18 protein-coding genes are annotated in these 16,744 nt (G+C 47.6%); 4 read left to right on the top strand and 14 right to left on the bottom strand.

Annotated features, from left to right (window positions below):
• Positions 1-51: 51 nt before the first annotated feature.
• Positions 52-339 carry an FKBP-type peptidyl-prolyl cis-trans isomerase gene (locus V7D78_RS13205; protein ID WP_333608918.1) on the bottom strand — a complete coding sequence of 96 codons (288 nt, stop codon included), beginning with the start codon at positions 337-339 and terminating at the stop codon, positions 52-54.
• 364 nt (positions 340-703) lie between these two features.
• Entirely contained in the window at positions 704-1,630 is a 927-nt protein-coding gene (locus V7D78_RS13200; RefSeq protein WP_333608917.1) for a LysR family transcriptional regulator, read from the bottom strand.
• A 269-nt stretch (positions 1,631-1,899) separates the two neighbouring features.
• On the opposite strand from V7D78_RS13200, the gene V7D78_RS13195 reads away from it, so the two are divergent.
• Complete coding sequence (locus V7D78_RS13195; protein ID WP_333608916.1) at positions 1,900-3,750, top strand: methyl-accepting chemotaxis protein; 1,851 nt, start codon at positions 1,900-1,902, stop codon at positions 3,748-3,750.
• Here V7D78_RS13195 and V7D78_RS13190 read toward each other — a convergent pair.
• From V7D78_RS13190 to ilvG, 7 genes are all read right to left on the bottom strand, one after another.
• Positions 3,742-3,930: a ribosome alternative rescue factor ArfA gene (locus V7D78_RS13190; protein ID WP_333608915.1), complete on the bottom strand. Its 189-nt coding sequence runs from the start codon at positions 3,928-3,930 to the stop codon at positions 3,742-3,744. The genes V7D78_RS13195 and V7D78_RS13190 overlap by 9 nt on opposite strands.
• 92 nt (positions 3,931-4,022) lie before the next feature.
• Positions 4,023-4,508: a DUF2269 domain-containing protein gene (locus V7D78_RS13185; RefSeq protein WP_333608914.1), complete on the bottom strand. Its 486-nt coding sequence runs from the start codon at positions 4,506-4,508 to the stop codon at positions 4,023-4,025.
• Positions 4,492-5,142 carry a hypothetical protein gene (locus tag V7D78_RS13180; RefSeq protein WP_333608913.1) on the bottom strand — a complete coding sequence of 217 codons (651 nt, stop codon included), beginning with the start codon at positions 5,140-5,142 and terminating at the stop codon, positions 4,492-4,494. The genes V7D78_RS13185 and V7D78_RS13180 overlap by 17 nt, the downstream gene beginning before the upstream one ends.
• 327 nt (positions 5,143-5,469) lie before the next feature.
• A complete protein-coding gene (gene ilvA, locus V7D78_RS13175; RefSeq protein ID WP_333608912.1) occupies positions 5,470-7,038 on the bottom strand; it encodes a threonine ammonia-lyase, biosynthetic in 1,569 nt (522 codons plus the stop codon).
• Positions 7,038-8,888, bottom strand: a complete 1,851-nt coding sequence (gene ilvD / locus V7D78_RS13170; RefSeq protein WP_333608911.1) for a dihydroxy-acid dehydratase — start codon at positions 8,886-8,888, stop codon at positions 7,038-7,040. Before ilvD ends, ilvA begins: the two co-directional genes overlap by 1 nt.
• Positions 8,889-8,957: 69 nt before the next feature.
• Positions 8,958-9,212 carry an acetolactate synthase 2 small subunit gene (gene ilvM, locus V7D78_RS13165; RefSeq protein ID WP_333608910.1) on the bottom strand — a complete coding sequence of 85 codons (255 nt, stop codon included), beginning with the start codon at positions 9,210-9,212 and terminating at the stop codon, positions 8,958-8,960.
• Positions 9,212-10,861: an acetolactate synthase 2 catalytic subunit gene (gene ilvG, locus V7D78_RS13160; RefSeq protein WP_333608909.1), complete on the bottom strand. Its 1,650-nt coding sequence runs from the start codon at positions 10,859-10,861 to the stop codon at positions 9,212-9,214. The genes ilvM and ilvG overlap by 1 nt, the downstream gene beginning before the upstream one ends.
• Positions 10,862-11,253: 392 nt before the next feature.
• On the opposite strand from ilvG, the gene V7D78_RS13155 reads away from it, so the two are divergent.
• Positions 11,254-11,496 (top strand): DUF1289 domain-containing protein, encoded by a 243-nt coding sequence (locus tag V7D78_RS13155; RefSeq protein WP_333608908.1) that lies wholly within the window; start codon positions 11,254-11,256, stop codon positions 11,494-11,496.
• Positions 11,497-11,515: 19 nt separating this feature from the next.
• Here the strand turns inward: V7D78_RS13155 and V7D78_RS13150 are convergent, their stop codons facing one another.
• Positions 11,516-11,644, bottom strand: coding sequence for a GlsB/YeaQ/YmgE family stress response membrane protein (locus V7D78_RS13150; RefSeq protein WP_333608919.1), 129 nt, complete (start codon positions 11,642-11,644; stop codon positions 11,516-11,518).
• Between the two features lie 107 nt (positions 11,645-11,751).
• Here V7D78_RS13150 and V7D78_RS13145 point away from each other — a divergent pair, with 107 nt between their 5' ends.
• The gene (locus tag V7D78_RS13145) at positions 11,752-12,234 is read left to right on the top strand and encodes a DUF3015 family protein (protein WP_333608907.1); all 483 of its coding nucleotides are present in this window, start codon (positions 11,752-11,754) and stop codon (positions 12,232-12,234) included.
• A gap of 49 nt (positions 12,235-12,283) precedes the next feature.
• Entirely contained in the window at positions 12,284-14,137 is a 1,854-nt protein-coding gene (locus V7D78_RS13140; protein WP_333608906.1) for an Lnb N-terminal periplasmic domain-containing protein, read from the top strand.
• Between the two features lie 84 nt (positions 14,138-14,221).
• On the opposite strand, the gene rsuA is transcribed toward V7D78_RS13140, so the two are convergent.
• The 4 genes from rsuA to V7D78_RS13120 all read right to left on the bottom strand — a co-directional run.
• A complete protein-coding gene (rsuA, locus tag V7D78_RS13135) occupies positions 14,222-14,917 on the bottom strand; it encodes a 16S rRNA pseudouridine(516) synthase RsuA (protein ID WP_333608905.1) in 696 nt (231 codons plus the stop codon).
• Between the two features lie 46 nt (positions 14,918-14,963).
• Complete coding sequence (gene cysQ / locus V7D78_RS13130) at positions 14,964-15,743, bottom strand: 3'(2'),5'-bisphosphate nucleotidase CysQ (RefSeq protein WP_333608904.1); 780 nt, start codon at positions 15,741-15,743, stop codon at positions 14,964-14,966.
• Positions 15,740-16,339: an adenylyl-sulfate kinase gene (gene cysC, locus V7D78_RS13125; RefSeq protein ID WP_333608903.1), complete on the bottom strand. Its 600-nt coding sequence runs from the start codon at positions 16,337-16,339 to the stop codon at positions 15,740-15,742. The genes cysQ and cysC overlap by 4 nt, the downstream gene beginning before the upstream one ends.
• 27 nt (positions 16,340-16,366) lie before the next feature.
• Positions 16,367-16,744 (bottom strand): SLC13 family permease (locus V7D78_RS13120; protein ID WP_333608902.1); only part of this gene is annotated, 378 nt, incomplete at its 5' end.

The following is a 16,744-nucleotide window of genomic DNA, read 5'->3' as shown; positions in this document are numbered from 1 at the left end:
GCAGTGTTGGAGGCTGGGATGAGCGTGGTGATTAAATGATCACTCGTAATCTCACTCTGGGATCATGGTGCCAATCTGGCGTTCGCCATAAGCCAGCGCTGCAGGTACCCACAGTTTGCGTTTACCGCCAGTTTTCATGCCTTTAAGGCCCAATATCCAGCCCTGAATAACCCTGTTATTGCTCAGCACTATCTGAAATGGCTCGCCACGTTTGTAGGACGAGTCAAACTCAGTACCGTCTTCCAGCCAGCCACGGTAATGTGCGGTAATCAAGGCCCCGCGCTCTGCGGCTTTGCCAGTGCCTTCTATAAGGTCTTCAATAATAACTTCAGGTTGCATGGGTCATTCTTCAGATAAGATAAATGCCGGCATTATAGCGGAGGATTAAACTTAGAGGTAAGTTGACACATTGCCGATTGGCGCTTTGGTGTACCTTATTCATTAAACGCCTGCGTTCATTATTAATGAACAACATAACATATTGAACACGCTGCTTGCGAATCGACCCATTTTAAGGCGAGTAGCACAGTTAAACCTGGATGAAGATAGCGATGAATATATGGAAAAGGCGAATGATTTGATGGTGCTGAGGCCTTAATCGCATTATCGCTGACATCGCCGTCTCAGCCAGCTTCATATGCCAGATAAATCCTCTGCACTGGCCTGTTGCTCTACCTTGGTAAGGGGCGCACATCGCTATAGGTTATGCATAATTTGAATGGTCATGTAGCGGTGCATCTATTACCACTTGACGCATAAGTAACTCTTTAAATGCTGCTGCAGCGGGTGATAACTGTTTTTGCTTTTTGCTTATTACCCCAAAGGCTGTGGATAATTTTTCCATTGCAGAAATCTCCAGAGTGCTTAAGAGTCCCTTTTTAAGGTGTTCGGCAATGACCGGATAGGGAGCCATACTGAACGCATTTGATTTCATCACAATATCAAGTAATAGCAAGATATTATCGCATTCAATTCTGCGTGTTAAGCCACCGAAAGGCTGACTGGCTGCCAGGAAAAGTTGTTCTACCTCGGTGGTAAGTTTTGGCATAGCAAAGGGATATGCTAACAAATCAGCCCAGGTAAGATGTGTTTTGCTCTTAAGAGGATGGTTAAAGCGACAGAAAGTGACACCGGTCATTCTTGGGAGGTCCTGAATAGCCAGTAGGGGGTCATTGCGCAATTCTCTTATATCTGCGATAAAAAGATCAACTTTATTATCAATAAGTTGCGACCTGAGGTTTACCCAGTTGTCAGTTTTGATGGTCACTTGAATATCAGGAAACTGTTCAACAAACACTGGGACGACTTTGTTGATTAGGGTTACAGCGGGATAAGGCCCTGTGCCTATTGTAATTTTGCCAGTCTGCAAACCGTTTAATGCGGTAACCGCCTGATTTAGCGCATCCTCTGCTGCTATTAAGCCGCGAATATGTGGTAATGCAACTTCGCCGTGTGCAGTTAAGATTGCGCCAAACCTGCCACGTTCAAATAAATTAATCCCGAACTGCTGCTCAGATTGTTGGATGCTTCTGCTTAAGGCAGATTGAGATAAATGAACGATTTCAGAGGCTTTAGCATAAGAGCCACTATCAGCTAAAGCCACAATGTGTCTAAGTTGGCGAAAGCCCATATCTTCAAGTCAATCAGCACATATATCACTATAATGTATGCAAGCTATGCATGGATATCAAGCTGATATTGCATTATATGAATATATTTTGTTCATTTATTATGTTCAGTATGAGTGCCATGTAATAACTGCCTTGAGGTTGTATGACGTTTAGTAAGAAAATTAAGACTCTGATTCTTATAGTGATTATATTGCCTCTTTTGATAGTGATAAGTTTTTCGTATGTCTCATCCAAGCAGACGCTTAACGAGGTTAACTATGAGCGGTTAGTGGCGTTACGCGAAATTAAAAAAACTCAGATATACCAACATTTTGATTCGGCATTAGCTAACTTTAATGTGATTGAACATGCGGCTAAGCAATACGGCACACAATTTGAAGATGACACTACTCACCGGTTTTTTACGACGCTTAATACTGAGCTCAGTTTTTACGATATTTTTCTGATTGATCCCTCAGGTAAAATTGTTTACACCGTTGCAAGGGAGTCTGATTATCAGACTAACCTGGTTTCAGGCCCTTACCGTTTATCTGGTTTAGGTATGGTTTACCAACGTGCAATGAACACTAGTGAAATTCAAGTTGTTGATTTTGCTCCATATGCGCCATCAAACAATGAACCTGCTGCTTTTATGGCTAAAGTTTTTTTAGTCAATAATCAACGCTGGGTAGTGGCAGTACAACTTTCTATCGATAAGATTAATCAGGTTATGCGGCAGCGTGATGGCATGGGAGAGACCGGGGAAACATACCTGGTTGGCCCTGACTATTTGATGCGTTCTGATTCGTTTCTTGATCCTGTTAACCGTTCAATTGTCGCTTCTTTTGCTGGTACCATAGAAAAAAATGGTGCCCAAACTCATGCTGTAGAGCAAGCGTTACAGGGGGTTAGCGGTGTCGGGGTTGTTATTGACTACAATGGTAATCCTGTATTGTCTGCTTATAGTCCAATCACGGTATTTGGTTTGAACTGGGCTTTACTGGCCGAGATTGACGAAGCAGAAGTGAATCAGCCGGTTATCGCTTTTTTTTATCAAAGTCTTATTTTGATTACACTTTCCATTGCTTTTTCATTCTTTGCTTCATCCTATTTTAAAAAAATGGTGATGCGTCCTCTGGGCGGAGAGCCTGAAGAAATGCGTAAGCTGATGTCTGTGATTGCCTCAGGCGATTTAAGCACTGAGATATCTGCCGCACATGAACGCTCTTTAAAATCACAACTGGCAAATACTCAGCTTAAACTAGGCGCGATGATTAAGCAGATAGCCAACTATACTAACCGTTTAGCGGCCACTTCAGAAGAGTTAAGCTCTGTCACCTTACAGTCCAGTCATACTTTGAATCAACAAAATGATGAATTAGCACAAGCGGTTACAGCGGTTACAGAGATGGCAGCCACAATAGAGGATGTTTCTAAACGGACTATGGACACCGCCCGAGATACTGATGCGGCAGAGGACTACTGCAAAACAGGGTTACAAAAAGCTCAGGCAGCAATACGAGATGTGACAAAGGTTGCCAGCCAAACCCAGCTTAGCGCAGAGGGTATAGGGCAGTTGGCAGGGAGTGTTACCGATATAACGAGTGTAGTTGAAGTTATTCGTGCAGTGGCTGAACAAACAAATTTATTGGCGTTAAATGCGGCGATTGAGGCTGCACGGGCAGGAGAGAGCGGCAGAGGCTTTGCTGTAGTTGCTGATGAGGTAAGGGCACTTGCACACAGGACGCAGGAGTCAACTGCAAAAATTGAACAAATGATCGAAACAGTGAAACATCAAACTGGCGCAACGGTGTCTGCAATTCGCGATTCTGTCCAGCATGCTCATAACAGTATTGATGTTGTTCAGGATGTTTATAATGATCTTGAAGTTATTGTAAAACTCATCAGTAACGTAAATTTACAAAACAGCAGTATTTCATCAGCGGCAAAGCAGCAAGCCGTCACGGCAGCAGAGGTTGACAGAAGCCTGGTATCCATTCGCGATTTAGCCATTCAAAATGCCTCAGGCGCAACGCAAACTAGTGAATCAAGCAATGAACTGGCTAATTTAGCCTCCGATCTGAATAAATTGACACAGGGTTTCACATTAAAAGATGAGGGCATGAGCAAATCAGATTAACCAGGTGTCATAAATAACAAGGGCGTAATCTTTTGAATTACGCCCTTTGCGGTTGTAGGAACCTTTGCCTTTTTTCGCCTTAACCACCCTGGTTTGAAACACCTTGCTGGTGACTAAGGCCTTAATCGCATTATCGCGGATCTCGCCGCGGCCATGCTCGGTTGCCGCTGGTTTATTCATCTGTTTTCTCCTGTTTAAAAAACGCGCAAAGTGTAAACGGGTATTTAGGTCTTAGCAATAGCTATAAGTTCCCATTAAGTTATTGGCTTTACTTACCATAATGTTTGTTTCGACACCGCCAGCCACATAATCACTAATACGGTAAGCGGCAAGGTGAGTAGCGCCAGGTTGGTAAAGCCTTTATGGTAAAAATTAATCATCGCTTGCTCGCGCTGGCTAAGCTCAGCCCCGGCGCTACGCTTTTCAGTCAGCTTTTTCACTTTCCAATTACCCAGCCAGATATCGACAATTTCCAGCGGCACTATAATTAGCAGCACCAGCCACAATTTGTGCTGTAACCAGGGCATGGCAAAAAAGCCGTAGTGAAATGCCATTATAGTGCCGCTTAGCAGCAAGCTGCACAGCGCTATGTGCTCCAGGGTAATAGTCCAGAAAAACACCCGGTATACTTTGGCGGTGGCGGGCGATAATTCGCCTTCCTGCTGTTGCATGTAACGCAGCACCAACCAGGAACCGATGGCCGGGCCTAACCACATGATCAGCGAGCCCAAATGCACGACTTTAAGCGCGGCGTACACCTTGGCCTCCCCACAATTTCCAGCCAATAAGCACAAACCACAGTGTGCTTAGCACCATGCTGGCGGCGGTAAAATACTCAGCCAGTTGCAGTTGCTGCAGGGCAATAGTAACGGATAAGCCCAAGCCGAGCAGCCAGGCCACTATGCCCGGATATAACCAGAGTTTAAGGTCAGGTCGCTGCGTTAACAGCGCCAGCGTTAACAACATACCGCCGAGGTTATACAGGCCATTGCCTAAAAATCCAGTCAGGTGCATTGCCAGGTTATCGATAAATTGCAGCAGCGCAATATCGGCAATAGCAATGTGCGGCATGACAAAAGAGTAAAGGGTTTCGGCTACTAAATCCGGCGCCATTCCCAGGGCGACCAGCAATACGCCATACTGCCTGGCTGCGCCGGGCGGTAATTCTGTTGACAGCATCACCGCAAATGCCAACAAACTTAGTGCTGCCGCCATCCAGCTTAGCCAGCCTAACTGCCATAACGTCAGATTGGCATTGATATACGCCAGCCGCGTGGTTAAATCATCACCCACCGGTAGCCCCGGTCGCATAGGCCCATTCATCATTAAGCAGGCGATAAAAATCAGCAGTGCAATCAGCAAGGTAGTGTAAAAATAATAAGGTTTTGACATAGCGGCTTATCCATAGCGTTTATGCCGCTATCTTAACTGCTGCTGGCTTAAAGTGAAAAATTTTGTTGTCCCGTTGCAAGGTTGTTGTTGCAGTGGTTCCGCTCTACAATAATCCCAGCAGCCTCATCAGGATACCGCATGAACACCGATATTCGCTGGCAACAACGACTGGCAAACTTCACAAAAGCACTGGCTGAACTGAGTGAGGCTATTGCGCTGACGCAGCAGCAATCTTAGTTAGCCATTATTCGACTCTTCATATGAGCCGAATAACAGACTTAATCGGCTCATCCCAAGAAGTATTCCTTATTACGTTATGCTGATTTTTCAGCCGGCAGTTAAAAACGTCTGGTAGCTGCGGTTATTGCTGACTTGTTGGTACTGATAACCCAGTTTATCTAAATGTCCGGCGATATCGCTGTGCTGGGCCACTTCAAAGCCGGCCAGTACATCGCCGGTGGCGGCACCGTGGTTGCGGTAGTGAAACAAGGTAATGTTCCAGTGTTCACCCAAGGTGTTCAAAAAATTCATTAAGGCACCCGGGTATTCCGGAAAATTAAATTGATACACCTGCTCGGACAACTGGCGTGGTGGCATGCCGCCAACCATATGCCGTACATGCAGCTTGGCCAGTTCGTCGTCGGACAGGTCCTGAAAATCATAACCCGCGTCGCTAAGTAGTTTGGTTACGGTGTTAAGCTCCTGCTGGCCATAGCGTAGCTTAATGCCAACAAAAATATGGGCTTTGTTATCACTGGCGTAGCGATAGTTAAATTCAGTAATAGCCCGGCCACCCAGAGTTTGGCAAAAGCGGCGAAAGCTGCCTTTTTCTTCAGGGATAGTTACCGCAAATACCGCTTCTTTTTTCTCGCCCAGCTCACAGCGCTCTGACACATAGCGCAACGTATCGAAGTTTAAATTGGCACCGCTTAACACCGCCGCAAACTGCTGCGGTTTAGCTAAGGTGCTGTTTTGCAGCAGCTGACTGTATTTTTTTAAACCGGCCAGCGCCAGTGCACCGGCTGGCTCGGCTACTGCACGCAAGTCATCAAAAATATCTTTAATGGCGGCGCATATTTCATCGCTGGTGACGGTGACCACCTCATCGCAAAAACGTTTTGCCAGATTGAAGTTTTCAGTACCAATGCGTTTGACCGCCACGCCATCGGCAAACAAGCCGACCCGATCCAAAGTTACCGGCGTACCTGCGTGCATGGCGGCTTTTAAACAGGCCGCATCTTCCGGCTCCACCCCTATTACCCGCACGTTGGGTTGAATGGCTTTAATATACACCGCCATACCAGCGAGAATGCCACCACCACCCACAGGGATAAACACCGCATTTAACTGGTTGTGCTGGCTTAACAGTTCTTTGGCGATAGTGCCTTGCCCGGCAATAACATCGGCATCATCAAAGGGCGGTATATAAATAGCGCCCTCAGTATTGGCCAGCTTGATGGCATAGCTGTTGGCTTCATCAAAGGCGGTGCCGTGCAACACTACATTGCCACCCAGTGCTTTTACTGCCGCCACCTTTATTTCCGGCGTGGTGATCGGCATCACAATAGTGGCATTTATTTGCAGCTTGCTGGCCGATAACGCCACGCCCTGAGCATGGTTACCAGCTGAGGCACACACTACACTGGCCTCGGGGCTTTGCAATTTTACTTTGTGCAGTTTATGAAAAGCGCCGCGTAGTTTAAACGAGTACACCGGCTGTTTGTCTTCGCGTTTTAACAACACATTGTGGCCCAGCCGCTGACTTAATTTCGGCATAGCATCCAAAGGCGTTTCTACCGCGGCCTGATATACCGGCGACAGCAGAATTTCGCGCAGATACTGCTGCATTAGCTCGGTATCTGTCTGATCTGGTTGGATTGTTGCCAAGTTGTTCATTACTCCTCCAACTTCGACAAATCCCGCACCGCGCCTTTGTCAGCACTACTAGCCAGCAGTGCATAGGCTTTTAATGCAGAACTGACCACCCGCTGGCGGTTCTCTGGCTTCCAGCCCTGCTTGCCTTTGGCGTCCATCGCCGCGCGGCGCTGTGCCAGCTCGTCATCGCTAATGGCTATGCCGATTTTGCGCTGCGGAATATCAATTTCTATTTTGTCGCCTTCCTGCACCAGCGCAATAGCACCACCACTGGCCGCTTCCGGTGATACATGGCCTATCGACAAGCCCGAGGTGCCGCCCGAGAAACGACCATCGGTGATCAAGGCACAGGCTTTGCCTAAGCCCATCGATTTTAAGTAACTGGTCGGATACAGCATTTCCTGCATACCCGGGCCGCCTTTCGGGCCTTCATAGCGAATAATTACTGCATCGCCCGCCACTACCTTGCCTTTTAAGATGGCCTCTACTGCATCATCCTGGCTTTCAAACACCCGTGCGCGACCAGTAAATACCAGGTTTTCCGGCTCTACGCCGGCGGTTTTTACAATACAGCCCTGTGGTGCCAGATTACCAAACAGCACCGCTAAGCCGCCGTCTTGCGAGTAAGCATGTTCTTTACTGCGAATACAGCCTGCTACCCGGTCATCATCTACTGACGGGTAGCGGCAGCTTTGAGAAAACGCCTGAGTAGTGCGAATACCGGCCGGGCCGGCCGCGTAAAACTGTTTTACCTCAGCTGATGGGCTGGTTTTCAAATCCCATTGCTCTAACACCGCGCCCAGTGAACTACCGGCAACATGCGGCGTATCGGGGTTTAACAAGCCCGCTCGGTTAAGCTCAGCTAAAATGCCGATAACGCCGCCGGCGCGATGCACATCTTCCATATGGTATTTCTGGGTAGAAGGCGCTACTTTGCACAAATGCGGCACAATCCGCGATAAACGGTCAATGTCGGCCATGGTAAAGTCAACTTCGGCTTCAATGGCCGCAGCCAATAAATGCAGCACTGTATTGGTCGAGCCGCCCATGGCGATATCCAGCATCATGGCATTTTCAAAGGCGGTTTTATTGCCGATACTGCGCGGTAAGGCGCTGGCGTCATCATGTTTGTACCAGCGGTTACACAGATCCATAATTCTGAAACCGGCCTGCACAAACAGCGCTTTACGATCGGCATGGGTGGCCAATAAAGAGCCATTGCCAGGCTGGCCCAGGCCTAATGCTTCCACTAAGCAGTTCATCGAGTTAGCGGTAAACATGCCGGAGCAGCTGCCACAGGTCGGGCAGGCACTACGTTCAATTTGCTCGCTTTCGGCATCACGTACTTTTGGATCGGCTGCCGACACCATGGCGTCGACTAAGTCCAGTTTGATAATTTGATCTGATAGCTTGGTTTTGCCCGCTTCCATCGGTCCGCCAGAGACAAAAATCGCCGGCACATTTAAGCGCATCGCTGCCATTAACATGCCAGGGGTGATTTTGTCGCAGTTGGAAATACAGACCATGGCATCAGCACAGTGGGCATTAACCATATACTCCACCGAGTCGGCAATCAGCTCACGCGATGGCAGGCTATACAGCATGCCACCATGGCCCATGGCGATACCATCATCTACTGCTATGGTATTGAATTCTTTGGCAATGCCGCCAGCATCTTCAATGCTTTTTGCCACCAGCTTACCTAAATCACGTAAGTGCACATGGCCTGGCACGAACTCACAAAATGAGTTTACGACGGCAATAATGGGTTTGCCAAAATCGGTATCTTTAACCCCGGTGGCTCGCCACAGCGCGCGCGCTCCCGCCATATTGCGGCCTTCGGTAACAGTGGCAGATCTTAACTTTGGCATTGCGGTACTCCGTTATTCTAAAAAGTGTTTAATCAAAATAAGCTATGCAGCATAACTAATTATAAATGCTCAGGCGCGCAGCGCAGCAATATCGGCGCTGGCCAGCTGTAAATCGCGTACGTCATATAATTTGTGTAACTGACTGGTCAGTAAATGAATCGGTTTGTCGCTGCTGACCGTTAACGTGATCGACAAACCGGCTTTTTCGGCCAGGGGTGTAAGTTGCAGCCCTGCCAGCTGGTAACCGCGATAGCGGGTTACCTGCAATAAACGTTCAACTACGCTGGCTTCATTATTGGCAGTGATATTCAAAGTATGGTGCATTAGTTGGTCTCCATGATCATATCTTCATTAGCGGCACCCGGCGGTACTAATGGCCAGACGTTATCTTTTTCATCAATTCTTACATGCAGTAAATACGGGCCTGGCCAGGTAAACATCGCTTCCAGCGCGCTTTGTACTTCGTCTTTGCGGCTAATGCTGTGGCCGGGGATGGCAAAGGCCGCTGCCAGTGCGACAAAATCCGGGTTGTCCGATAAATCGGTTTCGCTGTAGCGCTCGTTAAAAAACAGCTGCTGCCACTGCTTTACCATGCCCAGCCGTTGGTTATCGATAATGACAATTTTCACCGGCAGCTTAAAACGCTTAATGGTGCCCAGCTCCTGTACGTTCATCATAAAAGAGCCATCGCCCGATACCGCAATGACCGTATCTTGTGGCCGGGCCAGCTTGGCGCCAATGGCAGCGGGCAGGCCAAAGCCCATAGTGCCCAGGCCGCCACTGGATAAATGGTTGCGCGGGTGGCTAAAACGCATATGCTGTGCCACCCACATCTGGTGCTGGCCAACATCGCAGCACACCACGCTGTTATCCGGCATACGCTCACTTAACTGCTTTAACATTAACGGTGCATAAATCCGCTCACCCGGATGATCATAACGCCAGCCGTGCTGCTGCTTTAAACTGCTGCAATGCGCTAACCAGTCGTTGCAATCGGTGCTGCCGGCAATGGCAGGCAGAATCTGGCGCATATCGCCTAAAAACGAGACCTCGGCAAAGCGCACTTTGTTGATTTCTGCCGGGTCAATATCGACATGAATGACTTTGGCGTTAGGGGCAAATTTTTGCAGGTTACCGGTTACCCGGTCATCAAAACGGGCCCCTAAACAAATTAACAGATCACACTGCTGCACAGCCATATTGGCCGCCTGGGTGCCGTGCATACCCAGCATACCTAAATAATAAGGATTGTCTTTGGCCACCGAGCCCATGCCTTTTAACGTAGTAACAGAGGGCATCGGGCACTGTGCTAAAAACTCCTGCAACTGCGGCATGGCGCCGGCCATATGCACGCCACCGCCGATATAGGCCATAGGTTTTTTGGCGTTGGCTATTAACTGTCGTGCCCTGGCACTTTGCGCCAGAGAAGTAGTCAGCGTTTTATTGCCTGGTTGCACCGGTAAATCGCACTCGCCAGCTATTGCCAGTTGCACATCTTTTGGGATATCAACCAATACCGGGCCGGGGCGGCCGCTGCGGGCAATAGCAAAGGCGTCGGTTAAGGTTGCCGCAAGGTCGTTGACACTACGCACCATAAAGCTGTGCTTGGTGACGCTTAAACTTAAACCCAGCACATCGATTTCCTGAAAGGCATCTGTGCCCATCACCGCTTGTGATACCTGGCCGGTGATTGCCACCAGCGGCACCGAGTCCAGCATCGCATCGGCCAGTGACGTAATTAAGTTAGTGGCGCCAGGGCCTGAGGTGGCCAGGCATACACCCACCTTGCCGGAGCTGCGTGCATAACCTATCGCCGAAAACGCGCCGCCTTGCTCATGCCGGCACAGGTAATGCTTGACCGGGCTTTGGTAGATCGCATCGTAAATGGGCATAATAGCGCCGCCGGGATAACCAAAAATGGTATCCACCCCCTGCTGCTGCAACACCTTTAATACCAACTCTGCGCCATTCATCCTAAACCTCTTGCTGCTAGTTAAGTTTCACATGCCCTGAAATGACAAAACCCCCGGTCCTTGCGGAGCGGGGGTTTTGTTGGATTTCGCCTTAAGCTACTTTATTTTTCCAAAACACCGCCCCCGCGGAGATTAATAATCACCACGACCACGAGGACAATAATGTTCAGAACAGCAGCTAAACGCATAATTTGATTCTTACTTATTTGCTTGGTTGAATTCGTTTTTTATTTTGTAGCTTTGCTTTACAAAGCAATTAGCGTATAGAAATAGCCGTCTATCAGTCTAAAGTCAAACACTTTTTGTGTTCTGCTTAAAAATAGTCTGTTATTTGCACCTTTGGCTTGCCACGACGTACACTTAACCTATTCATCAGCCTGCGCGGTAGCCTTGTGGATCAGCTAGAGCTATTCGACATACCTAACCCCTGTATTGGGGTCTGTGAGAGTAATAACCGGGGTTATTGTATCGGTTGCCTGCGCTCGCGTGACGAACGCTTCAACTGGCACCAGAAGCCTGCGGCAGAGCGTGCTCATATTCTAAAGTTATTGGTTCAGCGTCGGGCTAGGCTCAATACTAAAACTAAGCCAGAGCAAGACTCGCCATCATCTGGCGAGTCATTAGAGTTGTTTTAAAGCTGTAGAGCTAAAAAAATCAGGCTTTCTTCATTAAGCCAATCAGGAATAACAGCACCACAGCGCCTATTGTTGCCAAAATCAGCGAGCCAATAAAACCATAAGCTTGTAACCCAATGTTACTCAATACTGCACCAGCAATACCCACCACTATAATATTGCTTAATAAGCTATAGCTTTTATATTAAAAAAAAGATATAAAATGCTGGTTTCCAAAAGGGAACGTAAATACAACAATAAACTAAAGGATTTGATATGAAGTATTGCGCTATTGCAACATTGTTAGTTTCACTGTCTGTAAGTGCTGCAGCAAATGCCTCTAAAGCTCCAGGTTCAGGCCCTAACCCATTCTCTGACTGTGGTATCGGTGCAGCTTTGTTCCCTGAGCATAAAGTGCTGGCTGTTAGCTCAAACATTATTTGGGATATCGGTACTACAGCGGTAACTTCTGCCACTGCAAGTCCAGAGACTTGTTCAGGTAAGAACGTTGATGCTGCTGCTTTTATTCTGAATTCATACGACAGCCTGGTAGAAGACACTGCGCGTGGTGAAGGTGAGCACTTAACTGCTTTGTTGAGTATTTTAGACGTTGAACAAACTGCTCAAGCTGATGTTGTTGCAGCAGTGCGTGCTGAGATGGCAGAGCAGATCGCTGCCGATGCATATATCGTAGCAAATAAAACTGAAAAATCTCAGATGTTCTACTTTGCTGTTATTAATGCAGTAAATGCAGCCTAATTTGTAACAGGATAGGAAGGTTTCTTCCTATCCTGATCCGAGCTAATTCATGATACGCATTTTGTTTTTAGGCAGTATATTGTTGTTCTGCCAAGCCGTTTTCGCGCAACAATATAATCAATCGATTGATATCAATAAAATCTCGCATTCAGATACCTGGTTGAAATTATTGGTATATGACAATGATAAAAGCTTTATTAAATCAAAAGGATTTTTCTTTGCTGAAGATGGTGCGACAAATCCGGAAGCTGAGTTATTAGCCACACTGCAGGCGTTTGCTGACCCTGGTCGGACCGAAGATCCTAATAACCATCCCCAATGTAAATTTGCTGGGCGTTATATCTGGTTAAAAAGCCTTCTTAATCTGGATGCCTTTGGTATATCAGAGCAAAAATGCCCGGCATTTAGCCAATTTACCCAACAGCAAAATATTAGTTCTGTCAGTATGATTTTCGCCACAGGCTTTTTGGGCAATCCTGCATCTTATTATGGACACCTATTGGTTAAACTGAATTCAGATCATAACGGGCAGAATGATTTGCAGAGTGCCGCGATTAACTTTGGTGCAGATGTGCCAGTGGATGAAAATATGGCGATTTATGTCATAAAAGGCATTACAGGCGGTTATGACTCTGCTTTTACTCAGCAACAATATTTTCTTCATGCAGGTAATTACGGGGAATCTGAGTTGCGTGATTTGTGGGAATATGAACTTGATGTTGCGGCTAGCGATGTACATTTATTACTAGGTCACATATGGGAGCTTATGGATGCCGATTATCAGTATTACTTCTTCAACCGTAATTGTGCTTTTCACATGGCACAGCTATTAGAATTAGTCGTTCAGAATAAGCTAACGCAATCCTCACGCTTATGGGTTACTCCACAGTCTGTTATGCAAAATTTAGCTGGCGTGCAATTCAACAATAAGCCACTGATAAAATCCATTAAATATCATCCCTCAAGACAAAGCCGGCTTTATCAGAGATTTGCCATGTTAAATGAAGCACAAAAGCAGGCAGTTTTTGCATTGGTTTATTCGCCTGAGAAAATCACTCCTGAACACCTTTCAGACTTTACTGTAGTGCAGCAGCATCAGATTGCGGACACGTTAATTGATTATTACCAATTCATGCGAAAAGCTGATCAGGGAGAAGCAGATGCCAACAATGCCCTATACAAACAAGCTTTGCTTTTACGCTACAGATTACCGGCAGGCGTTGCGGTTACAACATTTGGATCAGATTCACGACCACATTCAGGCAGAAAACCAAGCCTAACTTCAGTTCAGTATACTGCGGCTAATGGTGGGTATAGTTTTGGTCAATTGCAATTAAGGCCAGCTTACTACGACGCGCTGGATGCACAGCAGGGACATGTCAGGTACTCAGCACTGAGCATGGGTGAGATACACTTGGGTTTTACTAACGAAAAGTTATTTGTAAAAGATCTGTCGTTAGTGAGAATCGACAGCATAAGAGCAAATCTCACAGGCCTGCCAGGGGATAAAAATTATTCGTGGTACCTTGATATTGGTGCAACACAAGCCGCGCTGGGATGCAAGAATTGTACAGTCAGCAAGCTTAGTTCTGGTATAGGCTATGCTTTTGAAAGCAAGTTGAATTTTAATGTGAGCGGTTTTGTTGGAATGGGTTATTTAGGTGCGAATATCAATCTTGATAATGCCTATTTGGCGGCACGATTAGCATCTACCTGGTATGTATCTGATCAAATTGGTTTAAATCTGGATGCCGAGTTGCGCCAGTTTCAGTCAGGGGAACAGAGATACATTCATAAGCTCGCTATAAGATATTCTTGGGAAACCAACGCTGAAATGCGTTTTAAAGTAGCTTCAGATAACAGTGCTACTGAGATAACGTTGTCTTACGGCTGGTATTGGTAACAGCCGTTGATGTGGGATCTGGCTTGAATTGTTTGCTAACTTTCTGTTGATAGCCTGCTAAAACAATATCAAGCCAGATTGCAGTTACCCTTTAAGCAATGCCAGCTCTGCAGCTGTTAGTTGTCGATACTCGCCTTCCGCTAAATCAGCCGGCAGTTGCAAGCCGCCAATTTTTTCCCGGTGCAGTTGCTCTACTTTATTGCCGATGGCGGCAAACATGCGTTTTACCTGATGATAGCGGCCTTCATGAATAGTGAGCAGGGCTTCGTGCTCGCCAATAATCTCCAGCTCTGCCGTTTTAGTCGGGTCTTTTTCGCCGCGCAGCATTACGCCCTCAGCAAACAGGCTGATGGCATCAGGAGTAATGGCATCGGCCGTCCAGACGCGGTAGGTTTTGGCGACATGGTGTTTAGGGCTGCTGATGCGGTGCGACCACTGACCATCATCAGTCAGTAATAAAATGCCGGTGGTATCCATATCTAAGCGACCTACAGTATGTAAGCGCTCGACTAAGGGCTCATCCAGCAGGGTAAAAACGGTAGGGTGATCTGGATCGTCATTGGCACAAATATAGCCAGCCGGCTTGTGCAGCATAAAATAGCGCAAGCCAATCAGCTGCAGTTGTTCACCGTCCAGCATTACCTGATCTGACGGCGTTACCTGCAGCGCTGCTTGCTTTACCAGCTCGCCATTAATCGTCACTAATTTCTGGCGGATTGCTTTACCGGCCTGGCTGCGGGTTAAGCCGGTACAATCACATATAAATTTATCTAAACGCATCATTTCACCTTTAACTGAGGCATTTAGTGTACCGCACTGGCGACAATTAGTCGCCTGTTGCCGATAGCAGTGCTGATACCAAAAAATTGGGGTTTAGCAGCTGTTCGCGCTGGTAAACCTTTGCTGCTATACCAGTAAAGCTGACTTTAGCGCCGGCTTCCAGCGCTATGATGTGGCCGGCACCGGTATCCCATTGCATGGTTGGGCCAAATCGCGGATAGACATCGGCACTGCCCTCGGCCACTAAACAAAACTTTAGTGAACTGCCAACCGGCACCATTTCATGCTGGGGGAACTGGGCCAGATAACCGGCTAAATCCGGGCTGGGGTGACTGCGGCTACCCACGACTTTAACCAGCTGCTGCCGGCTAGCCTGGTTTACTTTAAGCCGGCTGACACCACTGGCTTGCTTTAAAAATGCGCCGTCACCCTTAGCGGCATAATAGGATTTAGCCAGCACTGGCGCATGCACCACACCCAGTACCGGCTCGCCTTGCTCAATCAGGGCAATGTTAACGGTAAACTCGCCATTACGCTTAATGAATTCTTTAGTGCCATCCAGTGGGTCGACCAGCCAGTAGCGTTGCCAGTGCTGTCGAATATCCCAGCTGATGTCAGCGGCTTCTTCTGACAATACCGGAATATCGGGCGTCAGTGTCGTTAAGGCGGTGATAATCACCTGGTGCGCAGCCAGATCTGCAGCGGTTAACGGTGAGGCATCGGCTTTGTCGGTAATATTAAAGGCGGCATTGTCTTGCTGATACACCGCTAAAATTGCCTGACCCGCATGTTCGGCGATAGCAATAATGTTACTCAGTAATGTCATGATAACATCCCTTTGTCTGCCAATAATTGCAATAACTGCTGCACACTATCTTCCAGCGAAGTGACTGAGGTGTCCAGCAGCAAATCGGCAGCGACGGGTGGCTCATAAGGGGCAGAAATACCGGTAAAATGGCTGATTTCACCGGCGCGGGCTTTTTGGTACAGGCCTTTAACATCACGCTGCTCACAAACCTCGAGCGGTGTGGCAATATGCACTTCTAGAAATTTTCCCTCAGGGACAAAGCTTCTGACCAACTCCCGCTGGCTGCGATAGGGCGAAATAAAAGCACTTAGTACCAGTAAACCCGCATCGACCATTAAACCGGCTACAGCACCTACCCGGCGCAGGTTTTCGGTTCTGTCCTGGGCGCTAAAGCCTAAATCTGCACAAAGGCCATGGCGCACGTTATCGCCATCCAGCAAGTAAGTATGTTTACCCCGTGCTTGCAAAGCCTGCTCCAGTGCATTGGCCACGGTAGATTTACCCGAGCCGGATAACCCGGTAAACCAGATCACTGCGCTCTGGTGGCCCAGCAGTGCTTCACGGTTGCCAGCATTAATACTGTGGTGTTGCCATTTAATATTCGGATCTGTCATAGCTTAGTGTTCTGCCAGTAAGTTTACTTAAAACGGATAAATCAGCGGTAAAAACAGCAGTACCACGGCACTGTATACCAGCGCCATCGGTACCCCTAGCCGGATATAGTCACGTAGCTGGTAATTGCCGGCCGAATACACCATCAGGTTTGTCTGGTAACCAAAGGGTGAAATAAAGCTGGCTGAAGCGCCAAAGGCCACCGCCATAAAAAAGGGTACGGGGTCTACCCCCAAATTTTGTGCAATAGCATAAGCAATAGGAAAGGTTAGCGCTGCGGCAGCATTGTTGGTGACCAGCTCGGTAAAAAGCCAGGTCGCCACAAACACTGTTACCAGAGCGCCGTAAGCACCGCTGCCATCTACCAGGTTAATCAGGCCATTTGCCACCAAAGCGGCGACGCCGGT

Source organism: Arsukibacterium sp. (assembly GCF_036735525.1).
Taxonomy (GTDB): domain Bacteria; phylum Pseudomonadota; class Gammaproteobacteria; order Enterobacterales; family Alteromonadaceae; genus Alishewanella.
Note: the sequence above shows the minus strand (reverse complement) of the source record. Positions and strands in the feature narration are given on the sequence as shown.